Origin of the sequence: Streptomyces sp. CC0208, assembly GCF_003443735.1 — a bacterium.
In the GTDB taxonomy this organism is placed as follows: domain Bacteria; phylum Actinomycetota; class Actinomycetes; order Streptomycetales; family Streptomycetaceae; genus Streptomyces; species Streptomyces sviceus.
Genome location: NZ_CP031969.1, coordinates 1,148,798 through 1,161,292 on the forward strand (window position 1 = coordinate 1,148,798; position 12,495 = coordinate 1,161,292).

At 70.3% G+C, this 12,495-nt stretch carries 11 protein-coding genes; 1 reads left to right on the forward strand and 10 read right to left on the reverse strand.

Annotated elements, in window-relative coordinates:
• Positions 1–87 precede the first annotated feature (87 nt).
• Positions 88–885 carry a tyrosine-protein phosphatase gene (locus D1369_RS05355; protein ID WP_037902107.1) on the forward strand — a complete coding sequence of 266 codons (798 nt, stop codon included), beginning with the start codon at positions 88–90 and terminating at the stop codon, positions 883–885.
• 12 nt (positions 886–897) lie between these two features.
• On the opposite strand, the gene D1369_RS05360 is transcribed toward D1369_RS05355, so the two are convergent.
• From D1369_RS05360 to hpnE, 10 genes are all read right to left on the reverse strand, one after another.
• Complete coding sequence (locus D1369_RS05360) at positions 898–1,020, reverse strand: DUF6126 family protein (RefSeq protein ID WP_037716072.1); 123 nt, start codon at positions 1,018–1,020, stop codon at positions 898–900.
• Positions 1,017–1,622: an XRE family transcriptional regulator gene (locus D1369_RS05365; protein WP_007386173.1), complete on the reverse strand. Its 606-nt coding sequence runs from the start codon at positions 1,620–1,622 to the stop codon at positions 1,017–1,019. The genes D1369_RS05360 and D1369_RS05365 overlap by 4 nt, the downstream gene beginning before the upstream one ends.
• A gap of 74 nt (positions 1,623–1,696) precedes the next feature.
• The gene (locus D1369_RS05370; RefSeq protein ID WP_007386172.1) at positions 1,697–3,082 is read right to left on the reverse strand and encodes an aspartate aminotransferase family protein; all 1,386 of its coding nucleotides are present in this window, start codon (positions 3,080–3,082) and stop codon (positions 1,697–1,699) included.
• On the reverse strand, positions 3,079–4,977 hold the full coding sequence (dxs, locus tag D1369_RS05375) for a 1-deoxy-D-xylulose-5-phosphate synthase (RefSeq protein ID WP_007386171.1): 1,899 nt from the start codon (positions 4,975–4,977) through the stop codon (positions 3,079–3,081). The genes D1369_RS05370 and dxs overlap by 4 nt, the downstream gene beginning before the upstream one ends.
• Before the next feature lie 27 nt (positions 4,978–5,004).
• Positions 5,005–6,162 carry a flavodoxin-dependent (E)-4-hydroxy-3-methylbut-2-enyl-diphosphate synthase gene (gene ispG / locus D1369_RS05380; RefSeq protein ID WP_007386170.1) on the reverse strand — a complete coding sequence of 386 codons (1,158 nt, stop codon included), beginning with the start codon at positions 6,160–6,162 and terminating at the stop codon, positions 5,005–5,007.
• 4 nt (positions 6,163–6,166) lie between these two features.
• Positions 6,167–7,189 (reverse strand): adenosyl-hopene transferase HpnH, encoded by a 1,023-nt coding sequence (gene hpnH, locus D1369_RS05385; protein ID WP_007386169.1) that lies wholly within the window; start codon positions 7,187–7,189, stop codon positions 6,167–6,169.
• Positions 7,190–7,194: 5 nt separating this feature from the next.
• On the reverse strand, positions 7,195–7,836 hold the full coding sequence (locus D1369_RS05390; protein WP_007386168.1) for a hypothetical protein: 642 nt from the start codon (positions 7,834–7,836) through the stop codon (positions 7,195–7,197).
• Positions 7,836–9,827, reverse strand: coding sequence for a squalene--hopene cyclase (gene shc, locus D1369_RS05395; protein ID WP_037902104.1), 1,992 nt, complete (start codon positions 9,825–9,827; stop codon positions 7,836–7,838). The genes D1369_RS05390 and shc overlap by 1 nt, the downstream gene beginning before the upstream one ends.
• A 121-nt stretch (positions 9,828–9,948) precedes the next feature.
• Positions 9,949–11,013, reverse strand: a complete 1,065-nt coding sequence (locus tag D1369_RS05400) for a polyprenyl synthetase family protein (RefSeq protein WP_082319499.1) — start codon at positions 11,011–11,013, stop codon at positions 9,949–9,951.
• A 71-nt stretch (positions 11,014–11,084) separates the two neighbouring features.
• A complete protein-coding gene (gene hpnE / locus D1369_RS05405; protein ID WP_007386165.1) occupies positions 11,085–12,479 on the reverse strand; it encodes a hydroxysqualene dehydroxylase HpnE in 1,395 nt (464 codons plus the stop codon).
• Positions 12,480–12,495: the final 16 nt, after the last annotated feature.

Genomic DNA, 12,495 nt, shown 5'->3' on the forward strand with positions numbered 1-12,495 from the left:
TCATTGCCCCAGGAACCCATGTCGTATCGTCGAGAGCGTGCCCCGTCGACGAGCCGCGCTGACGGGGCCCGGCTGGGAGGAGCCCCCGTGACGCAGCAGATCCCGTCGACCGAACCCGAACTGGCAGGTGTCCGCAACTTCCGTGACGTGGGCGGACTGCCGACGGCGGACGGACGGCGGGTGCGGTACGGAATGCTGTTCCGCAGCGGTCACCTCGCGCACGCGACCGCGGAGGACGCGGCCTTCCTGGCCTCGCTCGGCCTGCACACGATCTTCGACTTCCGCAACGCGGCGGACCAGAAGCTGGAGGGCCCCGACGTCGACCTGCCGGGCGTCACCAATGTGAACCTGCCGCTGAGCGACCCCGCCGAGGGCACCTGGTTCTGGAAGATGGTCCGCGACGGCGACATCGAGCAGCTGCGCGAGCTCCTCGGCGACGGCAAGGCCGCGGAGCGCATGACGAACTCCTACCGCACGATGATCAAGGAACGCACCGCCGAGCACTCCCGGGTGCTCCACTCCCTCGCCGAGGACAGCACGCCCGCCCTCATGCACTGCGCGGCCGGCAAGGACCGCGCGGGCCTGTCCGTCGCCGTGACCCTGCTCGCCCTCGGGGTGGAGCGCGAGGCGATCGTCGCCGACTACCTGGAGTCGAACGCCAAGCACCGCCGCTACAAGGTGCGCCGCACCAGCACCTCGGCCGACGCCTACTCCCCCGAGGTCATGGAGCTGCTCAGCCCCCTGTTCGAGGCGCGTGCCGAGTATCTGGAGGCGGCCTTCGAGACCATCGAGGAGACATGGGGCGGGGTCGAGGCGTATCTGCGCGAGGGCCTCGGCCTGACTCCCGAGATCCGTGAGCGGCTGCGGGAGCGCCTGCTCGACTGAGCCGGACGGCCGCTACTGCCCGGCTCCCACCTCGAAGAGGAAGTAGATGAAGGCCGCGAAGACGTGGCCGACCGCGAGGTAGATGATCAGGCGCACCCACAGGGCGCGGGGGAACTTCTCCTCCATGTCACTCATGGCGTCTCTCCAGGGGTGGGGCCCAGGCACAGCGTGGCCGTGGGACTCTGCAACAGGGTGTGGACGAACAGGAGCTCGACACCGTCGGGATCCTGGGCGGCGATGCGGTGCGGGGTCAGCGAGTCGAAGTGCGCGCTGTCGCCCGGACCGAGCCGGTGCGTGGCGTCTCCGAGGCGGAGCCTGAGCCGCCCCTTGAGGACGTACAGCCATTCCTCGCCGGGGTGAACCCGCACGATGTCGCCCTGGGAGCCGTGCGGGACCTGCACGCGCAGGGCCTGCATGCCGCGGCCGGCCGCGCCCGCCTGGAAGTAGGTCCAGCCGCCCGCCACGGTCGGTTCCATGTCGGCGGAGCGCAGCACGGCGTCCCGGTCGGCGGCCCTCTCGCCGAGCAGTTCCGAGACGGTCGTACCGTAGATACGGGCGAGCGCGAGCAGCATCGGCAGCGAGGGCTGGCGCTGTCCGGTCTCCAGCCGGGAGAGATGGGCGGGGGACAGCCCCGCGGCGCCGGCCGCCGCCTCCAGGGTCAGGGAGGCGCGACGGCGCAGGGCGCGAAGCTGGGGAGCCACCGAGGGCAGCTCCGTGAAGGCTTCCGGGGAGGTCATACCTCCATTGAGCCGGAGCTTTGCCTCCGCGGCAAATTTCTTGCCTCAGAGGCAAAAGCCCTTGGGTGGGGCCGTTACCGGTTGGCCACCGCCTGCTTCACCAGCGTCTTTCCGAAGTCCCACATCAGTCCGCCGCCGCTGTGCGCGTCGTCCATGACGTCCGTGAAGGCGTCCACGAACCGGTCCACCTCCTTCTCCCCGACGACGAGCGGCGGGATGAGCTTGATGACCTCCAGGTGGTCGCCGGAGACCTGGGTGAGGATCCGGTGCCGCTGGAGCAGCGGGACGACGACCATCTGCGCGAACAGTCCCTTGCGCGCGGCCTGGAGCATGGTCCAGCGGCTGCGCAGCTTGAGCGACTTCGGCCGGCCGAACTCGATGCCGATCATCAGGCCCCGGCCTCGTACGTCGGCCAACAGCTCGTACTTGTCGATCAGTGCCGCGAGCCGGGACTTCAGCAGGTCACCGGTGGCGCGGGCGTTCGCGACGATCTGCTCGTTCTCCATGACCGACAGGACGGCGAGTCCGGCCGCCATCGCCTGGGCGTTGGATCCGAAGCTCGCCGAGTGCACCAGCACCCGGTCCATCGACGAGTAGACCTTCTTGAAGATCCAGTCCTTGCCGAGGGTGGCGCCGACCGGGACATAGCCGCCGGAGAGCGCCTTGGCCACGCACACCAGGTCGGGCTCGACCCCGTCCTCGTGCTGGTAGGCGTAGAAGTCCCCGGTCCGGCCGAGCCCGGTCTGCACCTCGTCGGCGATGAGCAGCGCCTTGTGCCTGCGCAGCAGCTCCTGTGCGGACCGCAGATACCCGGGCGGCGGCTCGTGCACCCCCTTGCCCTGGATCGGCTCGACGACCAGGGCGGCTACGTCGCCCTTCTTCAACTCCCGGGCCAGGGCGTCGAGATCGCCGAGGGGTACGGCGGTGTCGGGCAGCAGGGGCGCGAACCCGTCCCGGAAACCGGACTCGCCGTTGACCGACAGCGACCCGGTGGTCAGCCCATGGAAGGCGTGGTCGCAGTAGAGGACGCGGGGCTTGCCGGTCGCGTACCGGGCGAACTTCAGCGCGGTCTCCACCGCCTCGGTGCCGCTGTTGCCGAAGAACACCCGGTCCAGGTGCGGGCTGTACATGAGCAGCTTCTCCGCCAGCAGCCCGGGCAGCGGCTGGCAGTCGAAGCGGGTGAGGTCGGCGAGAGAGGCGTCGAGGACGTCGTGCAGTGCCTTGCGGACGACGGGGTGGTGGCGCCCGAGGCCCATCACCCCGAACCCGGCGAGCATGTCCAGGTAGTCGTTGCCGTCCGCGTCCCAGAAGTAGGCGCCCTCGCCACGCTCGTAGACCTTGTCGAAGCCGATGGTGTGCAGCATGCGCGGGAGCTGGTGGTTCAAATATCTGCCGTGCAGCTCGTAACGCTCGGCTCCGCGCTCGGCCAGAAGTCTGCCGAGGTCGAACTCCGTGCTCATTCAGCAGTCTCCTTGACGTCGGCCTGTGCCTTCACGGCCAGGCTCGCGCTGATCCGTCCCGCCACCTCGACCGGAGTGAGGCCGATGTCGGCGAGCACCTCGCCCCGTTTGGCGTGCGCGAGGAACTGCTCCGGGATCCCGAACCGCCGTACGGGCACGTCGACTTCGGCGTCCCCGAGCGCCAGCGCGACGGCTGCGCCCACTCCGGAGGCCCGGCTGTTGTCCTCGACCACGGCCACCAGCCGGTGTTCCGCCGCGAGGCCCGGCAGGGCGGGATCGACGGGCTTGACCCAACGGGGGTCCACGACCGTGCAGTTGACGCCGCGCGCTTCCAGCAGGTCGGCGGCCTGGAGGCAGACGGGCGCCATCACGCCGACGGCGACGAGAAGCACCTCGGGCCGCTCCCCACGGTGCAGCACGTCCATGCCGCCCACGTGGTCCAGGGCCGGGACCACGGGCCCCACCGACTCCTTCGGGAACCGCACCAGCGTGGGCGCGTCGTCCACGGCGACCGCCTCCCGCAGCTGCGCCCGCAGCTGGTCGGCGTCGCGGGGCGCGGCGATCCTCAGCCCGGGCACGACCTGGAGGATCGACATGTCCCACATGCCGTTGTGCGAGGCCCCGTCCACCCCTGTGACCCCGGCCCGGTCGAGGACGAACGTGACCCCGCAGCGGTGCAGGGCGACATCCATCAGGAGCTGGTCGAAGGCCCGGTTCAGGAAGGTGGCGTACACCGCGACGACCGGGTGCAGCCCACCCGTGGCGAGACCCGCCGCCGACACCGCCGCGTGCTGCTCGGCGATGCCGACGTCCCACACCCGGTCCGGGAAACGCGCCGCGAACTTCCCGAGCCCCACCGGGTGCAGCATGGCCGCCGTGATCGCCACGACGTCCTCCCGCTCCTGGCCGATCGCGACGATCTCGTCACCGAACACCGAGGTCCAGGAAGGCCCGTTGGACGGGGCGAGCGGCTCGCAGGTGAGGGGGTCCATCACACCGACGGTGTGGAAGTGGTCCTCCTCGTGGGCGAGCGCGGGCTCGTAACCGCGCCCCTTCTCGGTGAGGCAGTGGACCAGCACCGGCCCGTGGAAACGCTTCGCACGCCGCAGCGCCGACTCGACGGCCCCGATGTCGTGTCCGTCGATCGGGCCGACGTACTTCAGCCCGAGGTCCTCGAACATGCCCTGCGGTGCGAAGGCGTCCTTGAAGCCCTTCTTCGCGCCGTGCAGGGACTCGTAGATGGTGTTGCCGACCACCGGGGTCTTCAGGAGTACGTCCTTGCCCCAGGCCAGCACCTTCTCGTAGCCGTCGGTCGTGCGCAGGGTGGCCAGGTGGTTGGCGAGGCCGCCGATGGTCGGCGAGTACGACCGCTCGTTGTCGTTGACGACTATGATCAGCGGCCGGTCCTTGGCGGCCGCGATGTTGTTCAGCGCCTCCCAGGCCATGCCGCCGGTGAGCGCGCCGTCGCCGATGACCGCGACGACATGCCCCTTCTCGCCCTGCACCTGGCGGGCCTTGGCGAGCCCGTCGGCCCAGCCGAGCGCGGTGGACGCGTGGCTGTTCTCGACGATGTCGTGCTCGGACTCCTCGCGCGAGGGGTAGCCGGACAGACCGCCCTTGCCGCGCAGCTTGGAGAAGTCCTGACGCCCTGTCAGGATCTTGTGCACATAGCTCTGATGGCCGGTGTCCCACACGATGCGGTCGACCGGCGACTCGAAGACCCGGTGGAGTGCGATGGTCAGTTCCACCACCCCCAGGTTGGGCCCGAGGTGTCCGCCGGTCCTGGCGACCGCGTGCACCAGGAACTCCCTGATTTCCTCGGACAGTTCGCCGAGATCCGACTCGGACAGCGCCTTCAGGTCGCGTGGTCCCCGGATGTTCTCCAGAATGGTCACGCTCGGGCCCCCTTCGGTCCGTGCTGTTCAACTCACGGTGACGGCCGGCTCCCCCGACGCGACGCCGTCCTGCTCCATCTGTTCGGCGATCTTCATCGCCTCCTCGATGAGGGTCTCCACGATCTTCGACTCCGGGACGGTCTTGACGACCTCGCCCTTCACGAAGATCTGCCCCTTGCCGTTGCCGGAGGCGACCCCCAGGTCCGCCTCCCGCGCCTCGCCGGGACCGTTGACCACACACCCCATCACCGCGACCCGCAAAGGCACTTCCATGCCTTCGAGACCCGCTGTGACCTCGTCCGCCAGCTTGTAGACGTCCACCTGCGCGCGCCCGCAGGACGGGCACGAGACGATCTCCAGCCGGCGTTGCCGCAGGTTCAGCGCCTCCAGGATCTGGATGCCGACCTTGACCTCCTCGGCGGGCGGAGCGGACAGCGACACCCGGATGGTGTCGCCGATGCCCCTGCTCAGCAGCGCCCCGAAGGCCACCGCCGACTTGATCGTCCCCTGGAAGGCGGGCCCGGCCTCCGTGACTCCCAGGTGCAGCGGGTAGTCGCACTGCTCGGCGAGCTGCTGGTAGGCGGCCACCATCACCACGGGGTCGTTGTGCTTGACGGAGATCTTGATGTCCCGGAAGCCGTGCTCCTCGAACAACGACGCTTCCCACAGCGCCGATTCGACCAGCGCCTCGGGAGTCGCCCTGCCGTACTTCTGGAGCAGCCGCCGGTCCAGCGACCCGGCGTTGACCCCGATCCTGATCGGCGTGCCGTGGTCCTTGGCGGCCCGCGCGATCTCCTTGACCTTGTCGTCGAACTGCTTGATGTTGCCGGGATTGACACGTACGGCCGCACAGCCCGCCTCGATCGCCGCGAACACGTACTTGGGCTGGAAGTGGATGTCCGCGATCACCGGGATCTGCGACTTGCGCGCGATGGTCGCCAGGGCGTCCGCGTCGTCCTGCGTGGGACAGGCGACACGGACGATCTGGCAGCCGGACGCGGTGAGTTCGGCGATCTGCTGGAGGGTGGCGCCGATGTCGGACGTACGGGTCGTCGTCATCGACTGCACCGACACCGGGGCCCCGCCCCCGACCGCCACCGGTCCGACCTGGATCTGCCGCGACACGCGCCGCTCGGCGATCGGCCGGACCGGTACCTCGGGGACGCCCAAGGGAATGGCGGTCATGGCGCTACTCGCGGTTTCCGGAGACCGTCTCACGCATGGCGCGCAGCGACTCCTTGAGCGAGCCCATGGTGGCGAGGACGGCGGTCGGCTCGTAGCCGCAGTGCGCCATGCAGTTGGCGCAGCGCGGGTCCTTGCCGCGGCCGTACTTGTCCCAGTCGGTCTCCTCGATGAGTTCGCGGTACGTCGGCACGTACCCGTCGCTCATCAGGTAGCAGGGCCGCTGCCAGCCGAACAGGGAGTAGTTCGGGATCGCCCAGGCCGTGCACGGGAAGTCGACCTTGCCCTCCAGGAAGTCCAGGAAGAGCGGGGAGTGGTTGAGCCGCCACTTCTTGCGGTTGCCGCCCGCGAAGGCCTTCTTGAACAGCTCGCGGGTCTGCTCCACGCCCAGGAAGTGCTCCTGGTCGGGTGCCTTCTCGTAGGCGTAGGCGGGCGAGATCATCATCTCGTCGACCTTGAGGTCGTCGTTGAGGAAGTTGAGCACCTCGATGATGGTCTGCGGGGTGTCGGTGTTGAAGAAGGTCGAGTTGGTGGTGACCCGGAAGCCACGCTTCTTGGCCTCCTTGATCGCCTCCACGGCCTCGTCGAACACACCCTCCTTGGCCACGGACTCGTCGTGCCGCTCACGCAGCCCGTCGATGTGCACCGCGAAGGCGAAGTAGGGAGAGGGCTTGAACTTGTCCATCTTCTTGCGCAGCAGCATGGCGTTGGTGCAGAGAAAGACGTACTTCTTCTTCGCCACCAACTGCCGCACGATCTCATCGATCTGAGGGTGCATCAGCGGCTCGCCGCCGGCGATGGAGACCATCGGCGCACCGGACTCAAGGACCGCCCCGACGGCCTGCGCCACCGGCATGCGCTGCTTGAGCACACCCGCCGGATGCTGGATCTTGCCGCAGCCCTCGCACTTGAGGTTGCACGCGAAGAGGGGCTCCAGCTCCACGATCAACGGGAACTTCTCCCGCTTGCGGAGCTTCTGTTCGGCCAAGTATGTAGCGACCTTGATGGACTGACGCAGCGGCATGGCCATCTGGCTCACCTCCTGGGGAGCAGCAAGGAACGGTGCCATTCGTAAAATGCGGGAAGGACGGAACGAAGAACGCGGAAGGCTGATATTCCACCGCGTACCGTGCCGATCCGGACGAGTTCATGTTGTGGAGCGTCCACGACCACCCGGACGGCCGCAACGGGGCGCTCGCCCGCGCGCACGGCGCCCAGGAGCGTGGCCGCGGACTCCATGTCGACCGCGATCGCGCCGGTCGCGAGCAGCTCCGACCGCTCGTGGCCACGGACGACGTGATCGGAGCCGGTGAGGGGGCCGGTGTGCACGGTCCGTCCCGGCACGGCCCGTACCAGCTCCTTGACGAGCAGGTCGGTCTCCGCGCACGGAACGGTTCCGTCCGGGTCCCGGGTCTCCTCGGCGACGACCAGGTCGCCGGGGTGCATCCCGGGGGCGAGGCCCGCGCAGAACCCGGTCGCCAGTACGGCGGCCCCGGCGAGGGCCGGGTCGGCCAGGCGCCGGGTGACGGACCGCTGCGCCGCCTTGGGACCCATGCCCGTCCTGAGCAGGGTGACCGGCCCGCCGGCCCCGCCGCGGTCGCCGGTGCGCAGGGCGAGGTGCTCGATGCCGAGGGCGCAGGCGATCAGCAGCGGGGCGGTGGCGGGCTGGGTGCTCATCAGAGGGCCTCGGTCCGGGAGAACGGTTCTCCGTGGACGTAACGGCCCAGGGCGGTGAGCGGGAAGACCTGCCGGTAGAGGTGGTAGTTGATGGAGAAGTCCCAGGGGAAGCCGGTGCCGGTGAAGTAGGGCTCGTCCCAGGAGCCGTCCGCGCGCTGGGTGCTCGCCAGCCATTCGACGCCCCGCTCGACGGCCTTGGAGTCCCTCTCCCCCGCGGCCAGCAGCGCCATCAGGGCCCAGGCCGTCTGGGAGGCGGTGGAGGCGCCGCGGCCGCTCCACTCCTTGACGTACTTGTAGGAGCGCAGGTCCTCGCCCCAGCCGCCGTCGTCGTTCTGGACCTTCTCCAGCCAGGCCACCGCCCGCCGGATCGCCGGGTGCGAGGCGGGGAGACCGGCGGCCGTCAGGGCGGGCACCACCGACCCGGTGCCGTAGATGTAGTTGACGCCCCAGCGCCCGAACCACGAGCCGTCCGGCTCCTGTTCGGCGAGCAGCCACTCGATGCCACGCCGGGTGCGCGGGTCGTGGGAGAGCCCCTCGACGGCCAGCATCTCCACCACGTGGGCGGTGACGTCGGCGGACGGCGGGTCGATGACCTCGCCGAAGTCGCAGAACGGCAGCCGGTTGGGGAACGGACTGGTGTTGTCGACGTCGAAGGCGCCCCAGGCCCCGTTCTTCGACTGCATCCCGAGGTTCCAGCGCACCCCGCGCCCGATGGCGTTCTCCACCCGATCGGGGTCGTGGTGCCGGACCCGGCGCAGCGCGAGGACGACCTCGGCGGTGTCGTCGATGTCGGGGTAGTTGTCGTTGTGGAACTCGAACGCCCAGCCGCCCGGCGGGAGTTGGGGTCGCTTGACCGACCAGTCACCGGGCCGCACGATCTCCTCGCCGAGCATCCAGTCCGCGGCCTTGACGAGCTGCGGGTGGTCGGCGGGCACACCCGCGTCGACGAGCGCGATGGTGGCGAGGCAGGTGTCCCACACCGGCGACTGGCAGGCCTCGATCATCCGGGACCCGTCCTCGCGCCAGATGGCGAACCGGTCCAGCGACTCCAGACCGGCCCGCATGACCGGGTGCTGGAGGTCGTAGCCGAGCAGGTGGAGGGCGATCACCGAGTACACGGCCGGGGGCTGGATGCCGCCCCAGCAGCCGTCGTTCTCCTGCCGCTCGATGATCCAGCGGGCCGCGCTGTTCATCGCGGCTCTGCGGAGTCTGCGCGGGGCGACCTTGCGCAGCTGGTGCATCGCCTTGTCGAGCCGCTGGAAGGCGCCGTCCCAACTCGCCACCGGGGCGAGGGGTTTGGCCGGGTTCGGGTCGGCCGGGTCGGCGTGCAGTTCGTCCAGCGGGAAGGGCGCGGGCCGCACCGGGCGCTTCGCGGACACGATCGTCAGCGGGACGATGGTCTGGCGGGCCCAGCAGCCGAAGTCGTAGATGTTGAGCGGGGCCCACTTGGGGAAGTAGATGAGCTCCGGCGGGAGTTCGGGCAGGTCCTCCCACTTCCACCAGCCGAACAGGGCGAGCCAGATCCGGGTGAACACCCGGGCGGCGGCGATCCCGCCCTGGGCGCGGATCCAGGCGGAGGCCTTCGCCATGTGCGGGGCGTCCGGGGCGTCGCCGTCCAGGCGAAGAGCGACGTACGCCTCGACGGTGGTGGAGAGTTCGCCGGGCCCGCCGTAGAAGCCGGCCCAGGTGCCGTCCTCGCGCTGCTCGCCGCGGATGAACTTGGCGGCGGCCCGGGTGGTCGACTCGTCGCGGATACCCAGGAACTGACGGAGCAGCAGGTCCTCGGCGTCCATCGTGACGTTGGTCTCGAGGTCGCCCTTCCACCAGCCCTCGGCGTCCTGCCGGGCGAGCAGGTGCTCGGTCGCGCGCTGGACGGCACGCACGGCGGCTTCTTGTATCCCGGCCGCCACGGGGGTGTCGAGGTGGGTTTCGCTGGCCGCGGCAGCGCGGGGCGGCAGGGCCCCGGTGCTTCCGTCGGTCGTCGCTGTCATGGCTTCCCCTTCGTGCAGTGTGCAATGTGGTGCTCTGCTGTGGGTCCGCCGTCGGCCGGTGCCTTTCCTTTCCTCGCAGCACCGGCCGGCGACTACGCGAGGGCTATTCGGCCGATAGTGATCATCTCTTTCGTACGACGACGAAGTCGGCGAGCGCCGTGAACCGGTCCCGCACCCGGTCGGGCATGTCGACGGCGTTCAGGGCTTCGATGGCGATGGTGTGCTGACGGCGGGCCTCCGCGGCCGTCCACTCGCGGCCGCCGGCCTCCTCGATGAGGGCGGCGCGGGCCGCGAACTCCTCCTCGGAGAAGTTCTCGAAGTCGCTGCTCTTGGCGTCGGCGGCGAGGATCTCGCCGAGCCGCTCGGAGGCGGCACCGCCCGCCGCGAGCGCGGCCACCACCGGCAACGACTTCTTGCGCTGGCGCAGGTCGCTCCAGGTCTGCTTGCCGGTGGAGTCCGGGTCGCCCCAGATGCCGAGGAGGTCGTCGACGGCCTGGAAGGCGAGGCCGAGGTGGTAGCCGTACTTCTCCAGGGTGTCGGCGGTGCGGTCGTCCGCGCCGCCGAGCACGGCGCCGATGGAGCTGGCGCAGGCCAGCAGGGCACCGGTCTTGTTGCCCTCCATCTCCAGGCACTCCTCGACGCTGACGCGGTCGCGGTGCTCGTAGGAGATGTCCTGGGCCTGGCCGTCGATCAGGGCGCGGGTGGCGGTGGTCAGACGGCGGGTGGCGCGGCCGGCCTCGACGGTGCCGAGTTCCAGCAGGACCTCGTTGGCCAGGGCGAACAGGGCGTCGCCGACCAGGATGGCCTGAGCCGGGCCGTGCACCTTCCACACCGTGTCGCGGTGGCGGCGCTGCTCGTCGCCGTCCATCAGGTCGTCGTGCAGCAGTGAGAAGTTGTGGACCAGTTCCACGGCGACCGCGCCGGGGATGCCGGTCTCGGGCGCGGCACCGGTGACCTCGGCCGAGAGCACGGCGAGCGCGGGTCGCACGGCCTTGCCGCCGTCTCCGTCCGCGGGGTTGCCCTGGGCGTCGATCCAGCCGAAGTGATAGGCGGAAACGGTGTCCATCGGGGATGCGAGACGGTCCACGGCCGCCTTCAGCACCGGAGTGGCCAGGGTCCGGCCGCGCTCCAGGAGCGCGGTCACGTCCACCGCGTTCCTCGCAGCGGCCGTCTCGGCCGGGGGCACAGTGGGCACAGTCTCTCCTCTTGTTGCGGTACCGGAGGTGCTGGGGCCGGATACGCCGTGCTGGTCGAGCATCACGCGGCCTCCTCGAACTCGAAGAGACGGGCGGGGCGGGGCCGGCCCAGGGCGGCGAGGGCGGCGTCCGCCGCACTCACACCACTGCGGACCGCACTCTCCATGGTCGCGGGCCACCCTGTGGCGGTCCACGCGCCGGCCAGGTAGAGGCCGGGGGCTTTCGTACGGGCGCCGGGCCGCAGCCGTCCGACGCCGGGGGCCGGGGCGAAGGTCGCCGTGCGCTCCCTGGTCACGAAGAAGTCCTTCACCTCGGCGCCGCGCGCGAGCGGCAGCAGCCGCTCCAGCTCGGGCAGGTAGCGCGCGCGCAGCGCGGCCACCGGCTCGTCGATCTCGTCGTGCGCGGCCGACTGGGACAGGGCGAGGTACTGGCCCTGTCCCAGTCCGGAGGCGTCGGTGCGGTCGAAGACCCACTGCACGGGGGTGCCGAGGGCCGCGAGGAACGGCTTGTCGAGGACCTTGCGGTCGTAGACCACATGGACGTTGAGGATCGGCGCGGTGCCGATCGCCCGAAGATTTTCCGGGGCGTCCAGCGCGCCCTCCGGCAGCAGGTCACACGCCTCGCCCTGGGCCACGGCGAGCACGACCGCGTCGGCCCGGAGCGTCTCCCCGGGAACCTGCACGCTCCAAGTGCCGTTCTCGTCAGTAGAGATGGAGGTGACGCGTGTACGGACCTCGGTACGCACGCCCGCGGAGTCGAGCGCCTTGCGGGCGAGCCGGTCATGCAGTTCACCCAGCGGGACGTGCGCCCAGCCGATGTCGGCCGCGCCCGGGTCGGACAGCAGACCGGTCTTGAACACCATCGCGGCGAGCCCCAGCGAGGCGTCGCCCGCGACCGCGTTGAGGGTGGCGACCCCGACCAGGTCCCACAGGGCCTCGACGGCACGCGCCGACTGACCGTGCGCGGTCAGCCAGCTGCCGAAGTCCTGTGCGTCCAGGCTCGGATCGGCGAGGTCGAGCCCCTTGAGCGCGAGCGCGGCACGCCCCACCCTGGCCCGCTCGGCGAGCGAGAGATGTGGATAGGTCGCGAGGCTGCGTCCCAGATGCAGGGGCACCGGCAGCGCGTCGCGCCGCAGTCTGCCGAGCCGTCGGCCCGCGGGCCGGGCCAGATCGAGTACGGGCACGTCGAGACGATCCTGCAGCGGTGCCAGCGCCGTCCCCTCGATGCGGTCGAGGAACCAGCGGTAGGCGGTGCAGCAGCGCAGGTAGACATGCTGTCCGTTGTCGACGGTCAGCTCTCCGCGCTGGAAGGAGAAGGCGAGTCCGCCCAGGCGTGGCCTGCCTTCGAGCAGGGTGACGCGCACCCCGGCGTCGGCGAGCGCGAGCGCGGCGGTGATACCGGCGAGTCCGCCGCCGATCACGACGGCGTCCCGTCCGGACCGCTGTCCGTCGGTCATCGCACACCTTCCCCTG

What these genes read in the sequence shown, in the direction of transcription:
- D1369_RS05390 (WP_007386168.1), bottom strand. Translation starts at nt 7,836, where the DNA reads ATGAGCACCCAGCCCGCCACCGCCCCGCTGCTGATCGCCTGCGCCCTC.
- D1369_RS05360 (WP_037716072.1), bottom strand. Translation starts at nt 1,020, where the DNA reads ATGAGTGACATGGAGGAGAAGTTCCCCCGCGCCCTGTGGGTGCGCCTG.
- D1369_RS05370 (WP_007386172.1), bottom strand. Translation starts at nt 3,082, where the DNA reads ATGAGCACGGAGTTCGACCTCGGCAGACTTCTGGCCGAGCGCGGAGCC.
- shc (WP_037902104.1), bottom strand. Translation starts at nt 9,827, where the DNA reads ATGACAGCGACGACCGACGGAAGCACCGGGGCCCTGCCGCCCCGCGCT.
- D1369_RS05365 (WP_007386173.1), bottom strand. Translation starts at nt 1,622, where the DNA reads ATGACCTCCCCGGAAGCCTTCACGGAGCTGCCCTCGGTGGCTCCCCAG.
- ispG (WP_007386170.1), bottom strand. Translation starts at nt 6,162, where the DNA reads ATGACCGCCATTCCCTTGGGCGTCCCCGAGGTACCGGTCCGGCCGATC.
- hpnE (WP_007386165.1), bottom strand. Translation starts at nt 12,479, where the DNA reads ATGACCGACGGACAGCGGTCCGGACGGGACGCCGTCGTGATCGGCGGC.
- hpnH (WP_007386169.1), bottom strand. Translation starts at nt 7,189, where the DNA reads ATGGCCATGCCGCTGCGTCAGTCCATCAAGGTCGCTACATACTTGGCC.